The following is a 19917-nucleotide window of genomic DNA, read 5'->3' as shown; positions in this document are numbered from 1 at the left end:
GCCATGAGGTCCACCCGCAGCACCGTACGAAGACTCGCCGCCGTCACGGGGGTGTGCGCGCTCGCCGCGCTGCTGCCCGCCACGACGGCCGCCGCGCAGCCCGCGCCGCCGTCCGGCACCGAGCGGGCCAGCGTCGCCGCCGACGGCACGCAGGGCAACGGCGGCTCGTCCGGCTCGATGATCAGCGCCGATGGCCGGTTCGCCGTCTTCGCCTCCGACGCGACGAACCTGGTGCCCGGCGACACCAACGGGCAGTCGGACATCTTCGTGAAGGACCTGCGCACCGGCGCCGTCGAACGGGTCAACGTCGCGGGCGACGGCACCCAGGCCGACTCCTGGTCGTCCACGCCCACCATCAGCGCCGACGGCCGGTATGTCGCCTTCGCCTCCGACGCCGCCCACCTCGTGCCGGGCGACACCAACGCCGCAACCGACATCTTCGTGCACGACCGCAGGACCGGACGCACCGAGAGCGTCACCCTCGACGGGCGGCCCCCGCAGGGCAAACAGGGCTCCCAGATGCCGGTGATCAGCGCCAACGGGCGGTACGTGGCGTTCGCCTCCAGCCGCGAGGACCTGGTGCCCGGCGACACCAACAAGGCCCAGGACATCTTCGTCCGCGACCGGAAGACGGGCACGGTCGAGCGGGTGAGCGTCACCGCCACCGGAGAGCAGGCCAACGGCCCCTCCGCCAACCCGGTGATCAGCTACGACGGCCGTACGGTCGGCTTCATCTCCAAGGCCGCCAACCTGCGCCCGGACCCGGCCGCCGCCGCCCGCGAGCGGGCCGGTCTGCGCAAACCGCACAGCTACCCGTTCTATGTGCACGACCTGGACACCGGCCGCACCGGCGTGGGGAGCCTCTCCTCCACCGGCGAGACGGTCGGCGCCTGGAACGCCTCGCTCAGCCCCGACGGCCGCTACGCGGTCTTCTCCAGCCAGTACGGGGAAGTGGTGCCCGGCCACCCGACCGGCCGGGCGGACCTGTTCGTACGGGACCTCGTCAAGGGCACGACGGAGCAGATGTCCTACACCTACGACGGCAAGCAGCCGCAGACCGGCTCCTCCGGCCTGGGCGTACTGTCCGCCGACAACGGCCGCCTGTACTTCGAGTCCTCGGCACCGGACCTCGTACGGGACGACACCAACAACGCGACGGACATCTTCGTCCGCGACATGCGCACCGGCGTCATCACACGCGTCAACCGCCCCGTCGACAGCACACCCGACCAGGGCTGGTCCTCCAACGTCTCCACCGACGCCACGGGCCTGACCGCGGCCTTCGACTCGGACGCGGCGAACCTGGTCCCGGGGGACACGAATGGGGTCACGGATGTGTTCGTGCGGCGGATGCTGCCGTAACCCGATGCCGTGACCGGGCGCGCCGGGCCGGGCGCATGGGCCCGGCCCGGCGCTATACCGCTTCGCCCAGATCGCAGGTGAACGCCAGCAGCGTGATGCCCGGCAAGGGCTCCCAGTCCCGCTCCGGTATGCGCGTGAAACCGATGCGCTGGTACACGCGGTGGGCGTTCTCGATGTGCGGCAGGGCGGAGAGCACCATGCGGTTCAGGCCCAGGGAGCGGGCGCGGTCCATGCAGGCGCGCACCAGCGCCTCGCCGATGCCGCGCCCGCGGCCGGCGGGGGCGACGGCCAGCATCCGGAACTCGCCCTCGTCGGGCCCGGCTATCTCGGCGTACGGGCTGCCGGGGGCGGCGAAGGTCACCGCCCCCAGCACCGCGCCGTCGGCGTCGACAGCCGTCAGTACCTCGGCCTGCTCCGCCCGCTCGGCCACCTTGCGCAGCTCGTGCACATACGGGTCGTCGGCCCCGAGGGCCAGCAGTCCGTCCGCCGCGTAGGCCGCCACGAGGAGTTCGCCGATCTCCTCGAACTCCTCGTGCCGCGCGGGCCTGATCGTGATGTCCATGGGCCCAGTGTGCACCGGGGGTCTGACAATTCCTCCGGCCCCCTCAGTGCCCCGCCGGAACCCCCGCCGTGGCCGGCGGCAGCTCGACCTGGACGCCCTTGTCACCGGCGTCCGCCGTGTAGTCCTCCGGGGACGTCTCGTCGACGCCGTCGGGGGCCTTGACCGCGCGCAGTACCACCGTCAGGACGACCGTGACCAGGACGTTCAGCACGAACGCGGTCAGCCCGATGTAGCCGATCTCGCCGATGCCGGGGATCTGCGCGCTGGAGCCGCCGAAGTGCTTCTGCGTGGGGCTGGCCACCCCGTATGCCGCGAGCGTGCCGTAGATCATGCCCGCCGCCCAGCCGGCCAGCAGCGCCCACCGGTGGAACCAGCGGGTGAACAGACCGCCCACCAGGGCCGGCATGGTCTGCAGGATCCAGATGCCGCCCAGCAGCTGGAAGTTGATGGCGACGGTCTTGTCCATCGTCAGCACGAAGACCAGCGCACCGACCTTCACCAGCAGCGACACCAGCTTGGCGACCTTGTGTTCCTGCTCGGGTGTGGCGCCCGGCTTGAGGAAGTCCTTGTAGATGTTGCGGGTGAAAAGGTTCGCCGCGGCGATGGACATGATCGCGGCGGGCACCAGCGCGCCGATGCCGATCGCGGCGAACGCCACGCCCGTGAACCAGTCGGGGAACATGTCCTCGAACAGCTGCGGAATCGCCAGCTGCCCGTTCTGCACCTTGATCCCGGCCGCCACCGCCATGAACCCGAGCAGCGCCAGCAGCCCCAGCATCAGGGAGTACAGCGGAAGGATGGTGGTGTTGCGGCGGATCACGTTGCGGTTGCGCGAGGAGAGCGTCGCCGTGATCGAGTGCGGGTACATGAACAGCGCGAGCGCCGAGCCGAGCGCGAGCGTCGCGTACGCCCACTGCGCGTTCGGCCCGCTGGCCAGTTCCCCGCGCGGTTTGCCGGTCGCCGGATTCTTCTGCGCGAAGGCGTCCTTCGCCACCGCGAAGATATGGTCGAAGCCGCCCAGCTTGATCGGGATGTAGATGATCGCGACGGCGATGACCAGGTAGATCAGCCCGTCCTTGACGAACGCGATCAGCGCGGGGGCCCGCAGCCCGGAGCTGTAGGTGTACGCCGCCAGCACGCCGAAGGCGATCAGCAGCGGCAGGTCCTTGACGAACCAGTTCGTGTCCTCGCCGCCGCCGACGCCCATCACGTCCAGCACGGCCTGGATGCCGACGAGTTGCAGCGCGATGTACGGCATCGTGGCGAGGATGCCGGTGAGCGCCACGGCCAGCGACAGGCTCTTGGAGCCGAACCGGCCGCGCACGAAGTCCGAGGTGGTCACGTACCCGTGCTTGTGCGAGACCGACCACAGGCGGGGCAGGAAGGTGAAGATCAGCGGGTAGACGAGGATCGTGTACGGGACGGCGAAGAACCCGGCCGCGCCCGCCGCGTAGATCGCCGCCGGCACGGCGACGAAGGTGTACGCCGTGTACAGGTCGCCGCCCAGCAGGAACCAGGTCACCCAGGTGCCGAAGCTGCGCCCGCCCAGCCCCCACTCGTCGAGGTTGGCGGCCTGCTCGGCCTTGCGCCAGCGTGCCGCCAGGAAGCCCATGACCGTCACGGCCACGAAGAAGAAGATGAAGACGGCGAGCGCGACGCCGTTCACGCCGTCCTTCACCGGGACGCACCCCCCTTGCGCAGCCGCTGCTCACGCTGGACCAGCTTGTACGCGACCATGGTGAGAACCGTCGAGATCAGCACCCACAGCATCTGGTACCAGTAGAAGAACGGGATGCCGATGAGCGTCGGCTCGACCTTTGCGTACGAGCCGACCCACAGCATCGCCACGAAGGGCGCGACCAGGCAGAGCCCGGCGATCACCCGGGTGGGGGTGACGACCGGCGCGGCTCTGCCCGCTGGTGTTCCGGTTGATGCGGACGGCTCTGGCATGGGCGTGGCTCCGTTCCCCGGCGGTCCCCGGTGATCACGCGGGTGGTGGGCAGGAAATTTAAGCCACGGAAGTTGTACGCGTCACTACCTGTCCGCATATCGGTACGGCAACGAACCGGTCCCTCAGCAGCAGCGGAAGCCCGAGCGGGGGTCGCCTTCGCGCTCTGCGGCGCGCCGCCGCTCGAATTCCCGGCGGCTGGGGACCGGCGCGTCGGGCGTGTGCTGCCGGACATGCGCGACGTAGCGCTCGTACGCGCTCTCGCCGGTCAATTCCCGTACGTACCAGCGGATCCAGGCCAGAACCCGTCGTACCCCGCTCACGGCCCGCTCCGTTCCGCCGCCGCCAGCTCCGCCTTCTCCTCCTTGGAGGCCACCAGCCCGGCGGGCGCGACGATCGCCGACTTCACGTACGGGGCCTCGCTGAGCCGGGTCGCGGACGGGTTGCGCAGATGCCGTACGCACACCCGGGCCGCGTCCGCGATCACCATGACGATCAGCAGGGCGAGGACCGCCGAGAGCACGCCGTCCACCGTCGAGTTGGTGACGACCGTGTGCATGTCGTCCATGGTCTTGGCGGGCGGCAGTACCTTCCCGGCGTCGATGGCGTCCTGGTAGACCGCACGCTGGGTGAAGAAACCGACCTTCGGGTCCCCGGAGAAGACCTTCTGCCAGCTGGCGGTGAGGGTGACGACGGCGTCCCAGGCGAGCGGAACGCCCGTGATCCAGGCCCACTTCACCCGGCCGGACTTCACCAGCAGCGTCGTGCAGACGGTCAGCGCGACCGCCGCCAGCAGCTGGTTCGCGATGCCGAAGACCGGGAAGAGCTGATTGATGCCGCCGAGCGGTTCATGGACGCCGACCCACAGGAAGTACCCCCACAGCGCCACCACGGCCGCGCTGCACAGCACCAGTCCCGGCTTCCAACTCACCCTGCGGAACGGCTTGTAGAGGTTGCCCAGCATGTCCTGGAGCATGAAGCGGCCCACCCGGGTGCCCGCGTCCAGCGCGGTGAGGATGAACAGCGCCTCGAACATGATCGCGAAGTGGTACCAGAACGCCTTCATCCCGGCCCCGCCGAACACCTGCGAGAAGATGTCCGCCACCCCCACGGCGAGGGTGGGCGCGCCGCCCGTACGGGACAGCAGGGTGTGCTCCTCCACGGCCTGGGCCGCGGCCGCCAACTGGTCGGGGGAGATGCTGTATCCGAAGTGCGCGACGGCCTGCGAGGCCGACTGGACGGTGTCGCCGATGACGCCGGCCGGCGCGTTCATCGCGAAGTACAGCCCCGGGTCGATGATCGACGCCGCGACCAGCGCCATCACCGCGACGAACGACTCCATGAGCATCGAGCCATAGCCGATCATGCGGATCTGGGTCTCCTTCTGCACCATCTTGGGCGTGGTGCCGGAGGAGATCAGGGCGTGGAAGCCGGAGAGCGCGCCGCAGGCGATGGTGATGAAGACGAACGGGAAGAGCGAGCCCGCGAAGACCGGGCCGTCGCCGCGCCCGGCGAAGCGGGTGACCGCGTCCATCTTCAAGTTCGGCAGCGTGACCAGCACGCCGACCGCCAGCAGCCCGATCGTGCCGATCTTCATGAAGGTGGAGAGGTAGTCGCGCGGCGCCAGCAGCGTCCACACCGGCAGTACGGACGCGATGAACCCGTACGCCACCAGCCAAATGACCAGGGTCTTCGGCTCCAGCGTGAAGGTGTCGGCCCAGGACGAGTCGGCGACCCAGCGGCCCGCGACCAGTGCGAGCACCAGCAGCGCGACGCCGATCAGGGAGACCTCGGTGACCCGGCCGGGGCGCAGCACCCGCAGGTAGAAGCCCATGAGCAGGGCGATCGGGATGGTCATGCCGATGGAGAAGGTGCCCCAGGGGGACTGCGCCAGCGCGTTGACGATGATCAGCGCCAGCACACCGAGCAGGATGATCATGATGGCGAAGGCGGCGAGCAGCGCGGCCGCCCCGCCGAACACGCCGATCTCCTCGCGGGCCATCTGCCCCAGCGACCGGCCGTCGCGCCGGGTGGAGAAGAACAGTACGACCATGTCCTGCACGGCGCCCGCGAAGACGACGCCGACGATGATCCAGATGGTGCCGGGCAGATACCCCATCTGGGCGGCGAGCACCGGCCCCACCAGCGGCCCGGCGCCCGCGATGGCCGCGAAGTGGTGGCCGAGCAGCACCCGGCGGTCGGTGGGGTGGAAGTCCACGCCGTCGTTGAGGCGTTCGGCGGGGGTGGCCCGGGTGCGGTCGACGCGCAGCACGCGGGTGGCGATGAAGCGCGCGTAGAAGCGGTAGCCGATGGCGTACGAGCCGAGCGCGGCGGCGACCATCCAGGCGGCCGAGACCTCCTCCCCGCGGGAGAGGGCGAGCAGCGTCCAGCCGGCGGCGCCGACCAGCGCCACGGCCGTCCACACGGCGATCTTGCGGGGGCTGGCGGTGGTTCGGGGCTGGCCTGCTGGGCGCACCGGTACGTCCTCCCGTCGACGCGACGACGCAAGGACCGTAGAGGCAGCGGGGCGGATCGCGCCATACCGCGACGCGACCGGGCGGCGGGCGCCGGAAGGGCGGCCCCGCCGCTGGGCACCGGGGCGGACCCGCCGGCCCGCCGCCGTGCCCTCAGTCCGCCGGACGCTGCAGCCGGGCCACGAACTTGTAGCGGTCGCCGCGGTAGACCGAGCGCACCCACTCCACCGGGGCGCCCTCGGCGTCGAGCGAGTGCCGGGAGAGCATCAGCATCGGCAGGCCCACGTCCGTACCGAGCAGCCCGGCCTCCCGCGGGGTGGCCAGCGACGTCTCGATGGTCTCCTCGGCCTCCGCCGGGCGGACGTCGTAGACCTCGGACAGCGCCGTGTACAGCGAGGTGTACTTGACGAGGTTGCGGCGCAGCGCGGGAAAGCGCTTCGCGGACAGATGGGTCGTCTCGATGGCCATCGGCTCCCCGCTGGCCAGCCGCAGCCGTTCGATGCGCAGCACCCGGCCGCCGGCCGCGATGTCCAGCAGCCCGGCCAGCCGGTCGTCGGCGGTGACATAGCCGATGTCCAGCAGCTGCGAGGCGGGCTCCAGGCCCTGGGCCCGCATGTCCTCGGTGTAGGAGGTCAGTTGCAGGGCCTGCGAGACCTTGGGCTTGGCGACGAACGTGCCCTTGCCCTGGATGCGTTCCAGCCGTCCTTCGACGACCAGTTCCTGGAGGGCCTGGCGAACGGTCGTGCGGGACGTGTCGAACTCCGCGGCCAGGGTCCGCTCGGGCGGAACCGGGGTGCCCGGCGGCAGCGTTTCGGTGATCTCCAGCAAGTGGCGCTTGAGGCGGTAGTACTTCGGCACGCGGGCGGTGCGTGCGCCGCCGCCGTTGTCCGCGCTGCCCCCGTCGGTCTCCATGACCCGCCTCTCCGACTCCTGTCGCGCTGCCGTCACCGGCTCCTCCGTACGTAGCGGCTCACATCGTGGCACGGGTGGGGTCCCGATGCTCCCTTGCTGGTCCGTGCCCGCTCGCGGGGCCCGACGCCAACGTAGCGTCTGCCTCGCGGGCACACGCCGCTACCGCGGCGACAGGCCCCAGATGTCGGTCCGGTAACGGACCTGACAGCGACTCTTATACACCCTTGACACCCCAAAAGGTCTAGGCCAAGCTGCGGGCACTGGTCTAAACCATTAAAGACCACCAGCCAGCCTTTAGGGGAGAGCGCAATGAAGCGTGGACTCATAGCGGCGACGGCAGTCGCGGGAATGTTGGTGAGTGTCGCTGCCTGTGGGTCCAGCGGCAGCGGCTCCGCGGGGGCCGACGGCTTCAAGGGCAAGAAGCTCATCGTCTGGGTGATGGACGGCTCCAACCCGACGCAGTGGACCAAGCAGGTCGCCGAGGACTTCAAGGCCAAGACCGGCGCCACGGTCGAATTCCGCGTCCAGCAGTGGAACGGCATCCAGCAGAAGCTGACCACCGCCCTGTCGGAGGAGAACCCGCCGGACGTCGTCGAGATCGGCAACACCCAGACCGCCGCGTACGCCAAGGCCGGCGCGCTCGCGGAGCTGGGCGACCTGAAGAAGGAAATCGGCAAGGACTGGAACGAGTCCTTCAACAAGGCGTCCCTCGTCGACGGCAAGCAGTACGCGCTCCCCTGGTACGCCGGCAACCGCGTGGTGATGTACAACAAGAAGATCTGGGCGCAGGCGGGCATCAAGGAACTGCCCAAGACCCGCTCGGAACTCTTCAAGGCGTTCGACACCATCAAGCAGAAGACCGACGCCGAGCCGCTCTACCTGCCCGGCCAGAACTGGTACTTCTTCGACGGCCTGACCATCGGCACCGGTGCCGACCTGGTCAAGAAGCAGGGCGACAAGTGGGTCTCCAACCTCGGCGACCCCAAGGTCTCCAAGGCCATGGACATCTACAAGCAGTACCAGGCGTTCAGCACCGCCCCGAAGAACAAGGACGAGGCCACCCCGCAGCAGGCGGAGATCTTCTCCAAGGGCAAGACCGGCGCCATCATCGCCATGGGCTACGAGGGCCCCACCGCCGTCAAGGCCAACCCGGCCATCAAGGACGACATCGGCTTCTTCCCCATCCCGGGTGAGACCGCCGACAAGCCCGAGGGCGTCTTCCTCGGCGGCTCCAACTTCGCCGTCGCCGGCGGCGGCCAGAACCAGGAGCTCGCCAAGGAGTTCCTGAAGGTCGCGCTGTCCAAAAAGAACGACGGACAGATGGTCAAGGAGGTCGGCTGGAGCCCGAAGTCCCCCGACCTCGCGGACGCCGCCAAGGGCAACCCGGCCGCCGAGGCCGCCGCGCCCGGCGCCGCCAAGTCCAGCGGCACCACGCCGCTGATCCCCGAGTGGGCCCAGGTCGAGAACACCCCGAACCCGATCAAGAACTACATGACCGCGGTTCTGAACGGCAAGGCCCCCGCGGACGCCGCCAAGGACGTCGAGGGCGAGATCAACAAGCGGCTGGCGCAGAAGCAGTGACCGGCGGCGCGTCCGGCGGTCCGGCCCGTACGGAACCGCGCGACGCGCCCAGGCACCAGTGACCGCGGTCCCCCGTGGCGGCGCCAGCCGCGGGGGACCGCCACCAACGGGTTCCGTACGGGAGCCGGCCGTCCCGGCCCCCGTACGGAACCACCAGCACGAGCACGACCGGGTGATGGGGAGAAGCGGGACATGTCAGTGCAGATCGAGGACGCGGTGCAGAATTCCGCGCCACGGATCGGCAAGGGCGGCGCCCCGCCGCCCGGTCGCCGCCGCGGGACCGGCCGGGCCGCCGGGAAGGCCCCCTACCTGCTGCTGATCCCGGCCCTGGCCGCCACCGCGGTCTTCCTGGGCTGGCCCATGGTGCGGAACCTGATCCTCTCGTTCCAGAACCTGAACATGAAGCAGCTGATCCAGCACCTCACCGAGTGGCGCGGGTTCGGCAACTACTCGGACATCCTGGGCGGCGAGCAGTTCTGGCGGGTCACCGTCCGCACCATCGTCTTCACCGGCGTCAACGTCGTCCTGATCATGACGCTGGGCGTGCTGATCGGCCTGCTGCTGGCCCGGCTCGGCAAGAAGATGCGCCTGGTGCTGTCCGTCGCGCTGGTGCTGACCTGGGCGATGCCCGTCATCGCCGCCACCACCGTCTTCCAATGGCTGTTCGACGCGCGCTACGGCGTCGTCAACTGGGTCCTGGACAAGCTGGGCTGGCACTCGATGGCCCACTACGACTGGGTCGGCAGCCAGCTGTCCACCTTCTTCGTCATCACCGTACTGATCGTGTGGCAGTCGCTGCCGTTCGTGGCGCTGAACCTCTACGCCGCGACCACCACCATCCCCAAGGAGCTGTACGAGGCGGCCCGGATGGACGGCGCCGGCACCTGGAAGGTCTTCACCAGCGTCACCTTCCCGTTCCTCAAGCCGTTCTTCCTGGCGACCACGTTCCTGGAGATCATCTGGGTCTTCAAGGCGTTCCCGCAGATCTTCGCGATCAACGAGGGCGGCCCGGACCGGCTCACCGAGACCCTGCCGATCTACGCCTTCACCGAGGGCGTCGGCAACCTCCACTTCGGCATGGGCGCGGCCATCTCGCTGCTGACGATCGTCGTGCTGCTCGGCATGACCGCGTACTACCTGCGACTGACCCTCAAGCAAGAGGAGGACGAGGCGTGAAGCGCTCCCTGCTCGGCCGTATCTGGCCCAACGCGGCGGCGCTCGTGCTCGCCCTCGGATTCGTCTTCCCCGTGTACTGGATGTTCACCACGGCCTTCAAGCCGAACGGCGACATCATCACCGAGGACCCGGTGTGGTTCCCGCTGAACGGCACCTTCGAGCACTTCTCGACCGCCGTCAACGCGCCGAACTTCTGGTCCCTGGTGGGCAACTCGGTCACCGTCACCGTGCTGGCGGTCGGCCTCTCGCTGCTGATCGCCCTGTGCGGCTCCTTCGCCGTCGCACGGATGCGCTTCAAGGGCCGCAAGGGGATCATCCTGACCTTCATGGTCGCTCAGATGGCGCCGTGGGAGGTCCTGGTCATCTCGATCTACATGATCGTGCGCGACGCCGACATGCTCAACAGCCTGGTGCCGCTGACCTTCTTCTACATGCTGATGGTGCTGCCCTTCACCCTCCTGACGCTGCGCGGCTACGTCGCCGCCGTGCCCAAGGAGCTGGAGGAGTCCGCGATGGTCGACGGCTGCACCCGTACCCAGGCGTTCGTGAAGATCATCTTCCCGCTGCTGGCACCCGGCCTGATGGCCACCTCGCTGTTCGGCTTCATCACCGCCTGGAACGAATTCCCGCTCGTGCTGGTTCTCAACAAGGAGCCCGACAAGGGCACGCTGCCGCTGTGGCTCTCCCAGTTCCAGAGCCAGTTCGGCGACGACTGGGGCGCCACGATGGCCGCCGCCTCGATCTTCGCCCTGCCGATCCTCGTCCTGTTCCTGTTCCTGCAGCGCAAGGCGGTCGGCGGACTGACCGCCGGCGCAGTGAAGGGATGACGCGCGCCATGACGACACTCGTACGCCCGTCCGACACCCTCACCCGCGACGCGCTCACCGTCCTCCAGCCCGGCTTCACCGGCACCTCGGCGCCCGACTGGCTGCTGCGCCGGCTCGGTGAGGGGCTGACCTCGGTGGGCCTGTTCGGCCGCAACATCGCTTCGCCGGACCAGCTCGCGGCGCTCACCGCCGAGCTGCGGGCCGAACGGGAGGACGTCCTCGTCGCCATCGACGAGGAGGGCGGCGACGTCACCCGTCTCGAAGTGCGCGGTGGCTCGTCCTTCCCCGGCAACCTCGCCCTGGGCGCGGTCGACGACATCCAGCTGACCCACGACGTGGCCCGTGAACTGGGCCGCCGGCTGGCCGAGTGCGGCGTCAACCTGAACTGGGCGCCGTCCGCCGACGTCAACTCCAACCCGTCCAACCCGGTCATCGGCGTACGGTCCTTCGGCGCCGACCCGCAGCTGGTCGCCCGGCACACCGCCGCGTACGTCCAAGGGCTCCAGTCCGCCGGCGTCGCCGCCTGCGCCAAGCACTTCCCGGGCCACGGCGACACCGCCGTCGACTCCCACCACGACCTGCCACGCATCGCCGCCGACCTGCGCACCCTCCAGGAACGCGAGCTGGTGCCCTTCCGGGCCGCGATCGCCGCCGGCACCAAGGCCGTGATGAGCGCGCACATCCTGCTCCCGGCCCTGGACGGCACGCTGCCCGCCACCCTCAGCCGCGACGTGCTCACCGGCCTGCTGCGCGCCCCCGTCGTCGACGGCGGCCTCGGCTTCGAGGGCCTGATCGTCACCGACGGCATGGAGATGCAGGCCATCTCCGCGACGTACGGCATCGAGCGGGGCAGCGTCCTGGCCATCGCCGCCGGTGCCGACGCCATCTGCGTCGGCGGCGGACTGGCCGACGAAGCCACCGTGCTGCGGCTGCGCGACGCCCTGGTCAGGGCGGTACGCGACGGCGAGCTGTCGGAGAAGCGGCTCGCCGACGCCGCGGCGCGGGTCCGCGCCCTGGCACGGTGGACCCGGAGTGCGGGCGCGACACAGGGGACCCTCCCTGGGGAGCGAGGGGTCGCGCCCGTACCCGAGGCCGGCCTGGTGGCGGCCCGCCGCGCGTTGCGGATCACCCGTAACGGCCCGTACGAGCCGCTCCGCGCGCCCGCGTACGTCGCGGCCTTCACGCCCGTCGCGAACATCGCCGTCGGCGACGAGACGCCGTGGGGGGTTGCCGCGGAGCTGGGGCGGCTGCTGCCCGGCACGGAGACCGGGACGTACGGGAACGCCGGTGCCGTGGCGGCCGACACGCGCACCCGTACGCAGGAGATCCTGCGGGCGGCGGGGGAGCGGCGCATCGTCGCCGTCGTCCGCGACGCACATCGGCACGCCTGGATGACCGACGCCCTGGCCGCCCTGCTCGACGCCCGGCCCGACACGGTCGTCGTCGAAATGGGCCTGCCACAGGCGCCCCCGCGCGGGGCCCTGCACATCGCCACCCACGGCGCGGCCCGCGTCTGCGGACGCGCCGCCGCGGAGGTCATCGCGGGTGGGTGAATCCCCCACCGGGCCGCGGAGGGGAGCCGGGGGCTCGGTGGGGTACGGGGGTGGGCGGTACGGCCGTGGGGGTCGCGGCTGTGGGCGGGCGCGGCTTTGGATGGCGCGGGGGTCGATGGCGCGGCCGTGGATGGCACGGCCGTGTGGGCTGAACGGCCGGTGGTCTGCATGGCTGGTGGATGAAACGACCCGGGTGGGGCGCCTTTGCGGAGGCGCCCCACCCGGGTCGTGTGCGTGCTTGTGCCGTATGGGACGGTCATACGGGGTGGCCGTATGGGGTGGCCGTATGGGGTGGCCGTATGGGGTGGCCGTATGGGGCGGCCGTATGGGGCGGCCGTTCGGCTGTCCCTTACAGGCCCTGCCACTCCGGCTTGGCCGCGTACGTGGCGCGGAAGTAGTCGGCCAGCTTGAGCTTGGACGCGGCGGCCTCGTCGACGACGACCGTGGCGTGCGGGTGCAGCTGAAGCGCGGACGCCGGCACCAGCGCCGAGACCGGACCCTCGACGGACTGCGCCACGGCGTCCGCCTTGCCCTCGCCGGTGGCCAGCAGCACCAGGTGGCGGGCCTCCAGGATGGTGCCGATGCCCTGGGTGATGACGTGGTGGGGCACCTCGTCCAGGCTGTCGAAGAACCGGGCGTTGTCCTCCCGGGTCTGCTGCGTCAGCGTCTTGATCCGGGTACGGGACGCGAGCGAGGAGCACGGCTCGTTGAAGCCGATGTGCCCGTCGGTGCCGATGCCCAGCAACTGGAGGTCCACCCCGCCGGCCTCGCCCAGCGCGCGGTCGTACGCCTCGCAGGCCGCCTGCACGTCCTCGGCGGTGCCGTCCGGCCCCATGAACGCGTCCTCGCCGAGCCCCAGCGGCTCCACGACCTCGCGGAGCACCACGGACCGGTACGACTCGGGGTGCCCGGCGGGCAGCCCCACGTACTCGTCGAGCTGGCAGATGCGGGTACGCGCGACATCCACGTCCCCACCGCGGACCTTGGCCGCCAGCGCTTCGTAGACGGGCAGCGGAGTCGAGCCGGTGGCCACACCCAACAGCGCCTCGGGCTTGCGACGGACCAGGGCGGCGATGGCTTCCGCGATCAGCTCGCCGCCTGCCTTGGCGTCCGGGACGATGACAACTTCCACGCTGAGCCTGCCGATCTGGAGAGTGGTCGTGTGGTATAGACCAATCTACCAGAGCGCCACCGACCCCCCAGGTGACATCCGGCAACCCGGGGCTGAACGGGGGGCGAATTGGGGGAGGGGTGGGGTGTTGGGGTGGGCGGGGGCTCGCTTGCTTGCGCCTGGGTCGGGCGCGATACGCCTGCGGCGGGTGGGCTGGGTCTGCGCCGGGTGGGCTGGGTCTGCGGCGGTCGGCCGGGCCTGCGGTGGTCGGCTCGGGAGCTCCGCGGCGATCGGCTCGCGGCCTCTGGGGCGCGGTGATCAGGGAGCGCCGGGCGAGTGCGTGGGGGGCCCGAAGCGCGGTACGCATGCCACGCCGGCACCGCCCCGCGTGCGGTGCCGCCGAGGACCGGGTACTCGGGGACGCACACCCATCAGGAGGCGGCCACATGTCCGGCGACACGAACCGCACAGCGAATGGCCCGTCCGGGGCGGAAGCCGCGTCCGGGACGGGGACGGCATCCGGGGTGGATGCGGTGCGCGGGGCGGAGACGGCGTCCGGCGCAGAGGCCACGACCGGGGTGGAGGCCGCGGGTGTGACGGAGGACGCGCCTGGACCGGCAGCCACGTCCGGAACGGAGACCGCGCCCGAGGCGAAGACCTCGCCTGGAACGGAGAGCACGTCCGGGACGAAGGCCGCGCCCGGGACAGAGTCCATGCCTAGGCCGGAGGCCGCGGGCGGGGCGGAGACCGCACCCCGGGCGGAGACCGCACCCGGGACAGAGGCCGCGCCTGGGCTGGTGGCCGCGTTTGGAACGGAGGCCGCCCCCAGAGCGGAGGCCACCCCCGCAACCCAGACCGCGAGCGCGGCAGCGGCCCCGCCTTTCGCGCCAGCCACCCCCGCACCGCCCACCCCGGGCGGCGAGCAGCCGGGGCGCCTCATGGCTGCTGAGATGGCTGAGCAGCCCGACGTGCTGCGTCGCATCCTCGCCGAGGGGGCACCCCGCATCCGTGCGGTTGCCGAGCAGATCGCTGCCCGCCGGCCACGGTTCGTGCTGCTTACCGCGCGCGGTACGTCGGACAACGCGGCCCTGTACGGCAAGTACCTCTTCGAAGTGCGGCTCGGCAAGCCCTGCGGTCTTACCTCCATGTCCACGACCACCGCCTACGGCGCGCGTCCCGACCTTCGGGACTGCCTCGTCGTCACGGTCAGCCAGTCCGGTGGCTCGCCCGACCTCGTCGCGTCCACGCGGGCCGCCCGCGAGGCCGGTGCGATCACGCTCGCGGTGACCAATAACGCGGGGTCGGCGCTTGCCGGGATCAGTGAGTTCCACATCGATGTGCTGGCCGGTCCGGAGCGCGCCCTGCCCGCCACGAAGACGTACACGGCCGAACTCCTCGCTCTCTACCTCCTCGTCGAGGGCCTGCGCGTCAGCGCCGGGCACCCTCGGCCGCGCGTGCCGGGTTACCTGGCCGCAAGGGCGTTGCCGGACCTCGCCGAGTCCGTCCTCGCCCGCCATGACGAGGTCAGGGCCCTCGCCGCCCGTTACCGGTTCGCGGAACGCATGGTGCTCACCTCCCGTGGTTACGGCTATCCGACGGCGAAGGAAGCCGCCCTGAAGCTCATGGAAACCAGCTATATCCCCGCCCTGTCGTACTCCGGCGCGGACCTGCTGCACGGTCCGCTCGCCATGGTCGACAACATCTCCCCGGTCATCGCGATCGTCACCGACGGCAAGGGCGGGCAGGCGCTGCGGCCCGTACTGGAACGGTTGCGCGATCGGGGTGCGGATCTGGTGGTCATCGGTGGCCACGCCGAGGTGGGGCGGGTGGCGGCCGGCTTCGCGCTGCCGACGGACGGCGTGGCGGAGGAGCTTCAGCCCATCCTGGAAATCCTTCCTCTCCAGAGGCTTGCCTACGAAGTCACGCTCGCGCGGGGACAGGACCCGGACGCGCCCCGCTCCCTGGCGAAGATCACCGAAACGCGCTGACGCGGCCTGCGGGGTTCGGGGGCGTCGTTGTCATTGGTCGGGTGTCTCCCGGCGGGTTAGCTTTTTGTCATGACTGAGGCTGATTCCTGTCCCGTTCCTTCGCATGAGCCCCGTCCCCTGCGGGTCCAGGCGATCCGAGGAGGAGTGGCGAGTGCCGTGGAGGCCGATGAGCTTCGGATCACGCTGCCGAACGGGGTGACGCTCCACCTCAGCGACGCGGGGGACCCCAGCGGTTTCCTCCTCGCCGAGATCCCCGCCGGCGAAGGATTCTTCGAACTTCGACCGGGCGCAGCCAACTTGATGTTGATCAACGCCGCGCGCGAGTGAGCAGAGTGAGTATGCGTCGGTGACGCGGCCGGCAACGACGTATCGGGCAACGTTCGCCCCGTTCGCAACCCCACCCCCTCACCTCAAAGCAACGCACCCCCAGTCGCATCGATCCACTGTCCCGTGACCCAGCGGCTGTCGTCCGAGGCCAGGAATGCGGTGATGTCGCCTATGTCGCGGGGCGCGCCCACGCGCCCGAAGGGGGACGCGTCCGAATACGCCTGCCAGGCTTCGGGGTCGGTGCGGAGCCAGCTCGCGTTCATGTCGGTGTCGACGACGCCGGGGGCGACCGCGTTGACCGTGATGCCGCGGGGGGCCAGGTCTTTGGCGAGGGTTGAGGTGAAGGCGTCGATGGCGCCCTTGGTCATCGCGTAGGCGATCAGTTCGGGGACGGCGACGCCGTGGGTGAGGCCCGTCGATATGTTGATGATCCGGCCGCCGTCGCGCAGTCGGTCCAGGCCCAGCTGGGTGATGAAGAACGGGGCCTTCGTGTTGACCGCGAAGACGTGGTCGAAGTCTTCCTCCGTCGCTTGCCGGAGCGGTTCGCGGCGGCCGGTCACGCCGGCGTTGTTCACCAGGATGTCCAGGCCGTCGGCCTGCGTGTCGAACGCGGACCACAGGGCCGCGGCGTCGCCCGGGACGCCCAGTTCGGCCTGGAGGGCGAAGGCCCGGCCGCCGGCCTCCTCGATCGCCGCCACCGTCTCCTTCGCGGCGGTCTCGTCGCGTCCGTAATGCACCCCGACCCGCGCGCCGTCGCGGCCCAGCCGCTCGGCGATCGCCCGGCCGATGCCCCTGCTGCCGCCCGTGACCAGCGCCGTCCTGCCCGTGAGTACGCCCATGACCGCGCCCCCCTTTCTGTATCGGTTGCTACAGAAAAAACCGTAGCAGAGTTTTCGTAGCGGGCGCTATAGAATTCGAGGATGGCGACGAAACAGCGTGGACGGCCCCGGTCCTTCGACCGGGAGACGGCTCTGGAGCAGGCGATGCGCGCCTTCTGGGAGCACGGCTACGAGGCCGTCTCCATCGCGGACCTGACCGAGGCCATGGGCATCAAGGCGCCGAGCCTGTACGCGGCGTTCGGCGACAAGCGGACGCTCTTCGAGGAGGCGATCGAGGCGTACGTCCGGGACTTCGGCGCCTTCTCCGGCCGGGCCTTCGCCGAGGAGCCGACGGCGCGCCGGGCCGTGGCACGGATGCTGCGCGAGGCGGCGGCCTTCCACACCCTGCCGGGCTACCCGCGCGGCTGCATGGTCATCACGGCCGCCACCAACTGCACGGCGCAGTCCGAGGACGTCATGCGCAGCCTCCAGGGGCGGCGCGCCGAGAACGTGGAAACGATCGAAGGGCGGATCAGGAGCGACGTCGCGGCGGGTGAGCTGCCTGCCGACACCGACGCGCACGCGCTCGCGGTCTATTGCGCGGCCGTACTCCAGGGCATGTCCCAGCAGGCCAGGGACGGTGCGGACCGTACGACGCTGGAGCGGGTGGCCGAGCTGGCGATGGCTGCCTGGCCCCCCGGGAAGAGCGAGGAGTAGGGCCGGAGAACACCCGCGGGCCGCGGCGCCGGGACAGGACCCTCAACCTGTCCGGCACCGCAGCCCGGAGCTTCATCGGCCGGCCCGGCGGCGGAATGCGCCCCACGTGCGGCGGAGACGCACGCACGCCCAGAGGCCGGTCGACCTGAGGCCGTCGCGCAGTCAGGGCAGAGAGCGCTCGGGCCTCTATCCGCCCTCCTGTGCGGGGAGAGCGGAGGTTTCGGAGGTTCTTGGTGCGGTATCGCGGGCCTGGCGGCCGCCCTCGCGGGGTGCGATACCCAACGTATTGTGGACTAGACCATTTAGATCTGTCCATGCCCTTGCGGGGACAACACCTCTACCGTACGCCGGTAGGCTCCAGAGCGTGCCCTCCATGAACGATCTCGTACGCCAGCACACCGCCCTCAGCGACTCCGACCTGGAATGGCTGCACCTGCTGGTGTCGGAGTGGCAGCTGCTCTCCGACCTCTCCTTCGCCGATCTCGTCCTGTGGGTCCCCACCCTCGACGGCACGCGGTACGTGTCCGTCGCCCAGATGCGGCCCAACACCGGACCGACCTCCTATCAGGACGACATGGTCGGCCACCTCGTTCCGCGTGGCCGCCGGCCGATGCTCGACTCCGCCCTGGACGAGGGACGGATCGTACGCGAGGGCGACCCCGAGTGGCGCGAGGAGGTGCCCGTACGGGTCGAGTCGATCCCGGTGCGCCGGGAGGGCCGGGTACTGGGAGTGATCGCCCGGAACACGAACCTGCTGACCGTACGGACGCCGAGCCGGCTGGAGCTCACCTACCTCCAGAGCGCCTCCGATCTCGCGCAGATGATCGCCGCAGGATCCTTTCCCTTCCCCGGCCAGCAGGTCGACATGGACGCCTCGCCGCGCGCCGGCGACGGGCTGATCCGGCTCGACGCGGACGGCGTCGTCCAGTACGCCAGCCCGAACGCGCTGTCCGCCTACCACCGCCTGGGCCTCGCCGCCGACCTCGTCGGCCACCACCTGGGCCGGACCACCGCCGAACTCGCGCCCGCGCGCGGCCCGGTGGACGAGGCGCTGGTGAAGCTGGCCAGCGGGTGGGCGCCGCGGGAGTTCGAGGTCGAGGGGGAGGACGGGGTGATCCAGCTGCGCGCCATCCCGCTCAAGCCCAAGGGCACGCACATCGGTTCGCTGGTGCTGCTGCGCGACGTCACCGAACTCCGGCGCCGCGAACGGGAGCTGATCACCAAGGACGCCACCATCCGGGAGATCCACCACCGGGTGAAGAACAATCTGCAGACCGTGGCCGCGCTGCTGCGCCTGCAGTCCCGCCGGATGGACTCCGAGCAGGGGCGCGAGGCGCTCAACGAGGCGGTGCGCAGGGTCGGTTCGATCGCGATCGTGCACGAGACGCTGTCCCAGAACCTCGACGAGCGCGTGGAGTTCGACGAGATCGCGGACCGGGTGCTGGCGATGGTCGCGGAGATCGCGCCGGGCGCGGTCACCACGCGCCGCACCGGCCGCTTCGGGATACTCGACGCCGAGGTCGCCACCCCGCTGTCCATGGTCCTCACGGAGGTCCTGCAGAACGCCCTCGAACACGCCTTCGTTCCGGGGGACCAGGGGTCCGTCGAGGTCGGTGCGGTACGTGGCGGCAGCCGTACGGAGCCCCGCCTGCTGGTCACCGTCCAGGACAACGGCCGCGGCCTGCCGGACGGGTTCGACCCGCACCGGGCCGGGAACCTCGGGCTGCAAATCGTACGCACCCTGGTGGAGGGCGAGTTGGGCGGAAAGTTCGACATGGTGCCCGGAACCGAACGGGGCACTCAGGTGATTCTCGACATTCCCGTACGAGCGGAGAAGCACTGATGAAGCCGCCGCTCATCAAGTGAGCGGCGAACGGAAGGAATTCGGGAAGGAATACGGAAGAGAAGTCCGCGCGGAGTACCCGGGCCGCCCAACTGCCCTCCAGCAGATCGACGTAACGAAAGAGTGACGGCGATGGCGGCGAATGGACAACGGTGCTGCGGGGGCTCCGCATTCCGGGTGGGGAGGGGTGCGGCGGAACGGGGCCCCTGGTCCAGACCTGGGGGGCGCGGGCGTATCCGCACAGCAGTAAGCCCCGGACCCATCTGGTCCGGGGCTCAAAGCTCACGTTGCGTGGGGGGCTCCCAGGCGCTCGGGGCGCTGGGGGAGCGGTGGGGGTACTGCGCGCTGCGGCTCGGGGGCCACGGGGGGCGTCTGCGGTCAGGCGCTGGCGTTGCGCGCCCGGTTGCGAGCTGCACGGCGCTTCATGGCGCGGCGCTCGTCCTCGCTGAGACCACCCCAGACACCGGAGTCCTGGCCGGACTCCAGCGCCCACTGCAGGCACTGCTCCATGACGGGGCAGCGGCGGCAGACGGCCTTGGCTTCCTCGATCTGCAGCAGCGCAGGACCGGTGTTGCCGATGGGGAAGAAGAGCTCGGGGTCTTCCTCGCGGCAAACGGCGCGGTGACGCCAGTCCATGGCTGCTCCATCTCCTCGTGTGACGGGAACGTTGCTTGTGAATGTGAACGCTTTCACGAATCCCTCCACAAGGGAAGGGCCA

At 70.4% G+C, this 19917-nt stretch carries 18 protein-coding genes; 9 read left to right on the top strand and 9 right to left on the bottom strand.

Translation table 11 applies throughout. The annotated features are described in order from the left end of the window. The first annotated feature begins 3 nt into the window (after positions 1-3). The gene (locus CP984_RS13235) at positions 4-1362 is read left to right on the top strand and encodes a TolB family protein (protein ID WP_003983247.1); all 1359 of its coding nucleotides are present in this window, start codon (positions 4-6) and stop codon (positions 1360-1362) included. 52 nt (positions 1363-1414) lie between these two features. Here CP984_RS13235 and CP984_RS13230 read toward each other — a convergent pair whose 3' ends face one another. The 6 genes from CP984_RS13230 to CP984_RS13205 all read right to left on the bottom strand — a co-directional run bounded on the left by CP984_RS13230 (position 1415) and on the right by CP984_RS13205 (position 7258). Next, positions 1415-1924: a GNAT family N-acetyltransferase gene (locus tag CP984_RS13230; RefSeq protein WP_003983246.1), complete on the bottom strand. Its 510-nt coding sequence runs from the start codon at positions 1922-1924 to the stop codon at positions 1415-1417. A gap of 43 nt (positions 1925-1967) precedes the next feature. After that, on the bottom strand, positions 1968-3602 hold the full coding sequence (gene mctP / locus CP984_RS13225; protein ID WP_003983245.1) for a monocarboxylate uptake permease MctP: 1635 nt from the start codon (positions 3600-3602) through the stop codon (positions 1968-1970). Next, positions 3599-3874, bottom strand: a complete 276-nt coding sequence (locus CP984_RS13220; RefSeq protein ID WP_078575635.1) for a DUF3311 domain-containing protein — start codon at positions 3872-3874, stop codon at positions 3599-3601. The genes mctP and CP984_RS13220 overlap by 4 nt, the downstream gene beginning before the upstream one ends. A 123-nt stretch (positions 3875-3997) precedes the next feature. After that, positions 3998-4195, bottom strand: coding sequence for a CstA-like transporter-associated (seleno)protein (locus CP984_RS13215; protein ID WP_003983243.1), 198 nt, complete (start codon positions 4193-4195; stop codon positions 3998-4000). Continuing rightward, positions 4192-6348, bottom strand: coding sequence for a carbon starvation CstA family protein (locus CP984_RS13210; RefSeq protein ID WP_003983242.1), 2157 nt, complete (start codon positions 6346-6348; stop codon positions 4192-4194). The genes CP984_RS13215 and CP984_RS13210 overlap by 4 nt, the downstream gene beginning before the upstream one ends. A gap of 151 nt (positions 6349-6499) precedes the next feature. Further along, complete coding sequence (locus CP984_RS13205; RefSeq protein WP_003983241.1) at positions 6500-7258, bottom strand: GntR family transcriptional regulator; 759 nt, start codon at positions 7256-7258, stop codon at positions 6500-6502. A 309-nt stretch (positions 7259-7567) separates the two neighbouring features. Between CP984_RS13205 and CP984_RS13200 the strand changes: the two genes are divergently transcribed. The 4 genes from CP984_RS13200 (at position 7568) to CP984_RS13185 (ending at position 12395) form a co-directional block, all read left to right on the top strand. Then, on the top strand, positions 7568-8839 hold the full coding sequence (locus CP984_RS13200) for an extracellular solute-binding protein (protein ID WP_032914286.1): 1272 nt from the start codon (positions 7568-7570) through the stop codon (positions 8837-8839). Positions 8840-9031: 192 nt separating this feature from the next. Beyond that, positions 9032-10015, top strand: coding sequence for a carbohydrate ABC transporter permease (locus CP984_RS13195; RefSeq protein ID WP_030182764.1), 984 nt, complete (start codon positions 9032-9034; stop codon positions 10013-10015). Beyond that, positions 10012-10842, top strand: a complete 831-nt coding sequence (locus CP984_RS13190; RefSeq protein WP_003983238.1) for a carbohydrate ABC transporter permease — start codon at positions 10012-10014, stop codon at positions 10840-10842. Before CP984_RS13195 ends, CP984_RS13190 begins: the two co-directional genes overlap by 4 nt. A gap of 8 nt (positions 10843-10850) precedes the next feature. Then, positions 10851-12395 (top strand): glycoside hydrolase family 3 protein, encoded by a 1545-nt coding sequence (locus CP984_RS13185; protein WP_003983237.1) that lies wholly within the window; start codon positions 10851-10853, stop codon positions 12393-12395. Positions 12396-12744: 349 nt separating this feature from the next. On the opposite strand, the gene nagB is transcribed toward CP984_RS13185, so the two are convergent. Then, positions 12745-13527 carry a glucosamine-6-phosphate deaminase gene (nagB, locus tag CP984_RS13180; protein WP_003983236.1) on the bottom strand — a complete coding sequence of 261 codons (783 nt, stop codon included), beginning with the start codon at positions 13525-13527 and terminating at the stop codon, positions 12745-12747. A 917-nt stretch (positions 13528-14444) separates the two neighbouring features. Between nagB and CP984_RS13175 the strand changes: the two genes are divergently transcribed. Next, on the top strand, positions 14445-15494 hold the full coding sequence (locus CP984_RS13175) for an SIS domain-containing protein (RefSeq protein ID WP_030182762.1): 1050 nt from the start codon (positions 14445-14447) through the stop codon (positions 15492-15494). Between the two features lie 156 nt (positions 15495-15650). Next, positions 15651-15821 carry a hypothetical protein gene (locus tag CP984_RS41265; protein ID WP_156100311.1) on the top strand — a complete coding sequence of 57 codons (171 nt, stop codon included), beginning with the start codon at positions 15651-15653 and terminating at the stop codon, positions 15819-15821. A gap of 83 nt (positions 15822-15904) precedes the next feature. Here CP984_RS41265 and CP984_RS13170 read toward each other — a convergent pair whose 3' ends face one another. Next, the gene (locus CP984_RS13170) at positions 15905-16660 is read right to left on the bottom strand and encodes an SDR family oxidoreductase (protein WP_003983233.1); all 756 of its coding nucleotides are present in this window, start codon (positions 16658-16660) and stop codon (positions 15905-15907) included. Between the two features lie 81 nt (positions 16661-16741). On the opposite strand from CP984_RS13170, the gene CP984_RS13165 reads away from it, so the two are divergent. Together CP984_RS13165 and CP984_RS13160 are read left to right on the top strand one after the other, a co-directional pair. Further along, positions 16742-17356, top strand: a complete 615-nt coding sequence (locus tag CP984_RS13165; protein WP_003983232.1) for a TetR/AcrR family transcriptional regulator — start codon at positions 16742-16744, stop codon at positions 17354-17356. A gap of 373 nt (positions 17357-17729) precedes the next feature. Further along, positions 17730-19199, top strand: a complete 1470-nt coding sequence (locus CP984_RS13160; RefSeq protein WP_003983231.1) for a sensor histidine kinase — start codon at positions 17730-17732, stop codon at positions 19197-19199. 378 nt (positions 19200-19577) lie between these two features. Here CP984_RS13160 and CP984_RS13155 read toward each other — a convergent pair whose 3' ends face one another. Next, positions 19578-19835: a WhiB family transcriptional regulator gene (locus tag CP984_RS13155; RefSeq protein WP_003983230.1), complete on the bottom strand. Its 258-nt coding sequence runs from the start codon at positions 19833-19835 to the stop codon at positions 19578-19580. Between the last annotated feature and the right edge of the window lie 82 nt (positions 19836-19917).

It is taken from the genome of Streptomyces rimosus, assembly GCF_008704655.1.
GTDB lineage: Bacteria > Actinomycetota > Actinomycetes > Streptomycetales > Streptomycetaceae > Streptomyces > Streptomyces rimosus.
The sequence above is the reverse complement of the archived record's forward strand: the minus strand, read 5'-3'. Positions and strand labels throughout refer to the sequence as shown.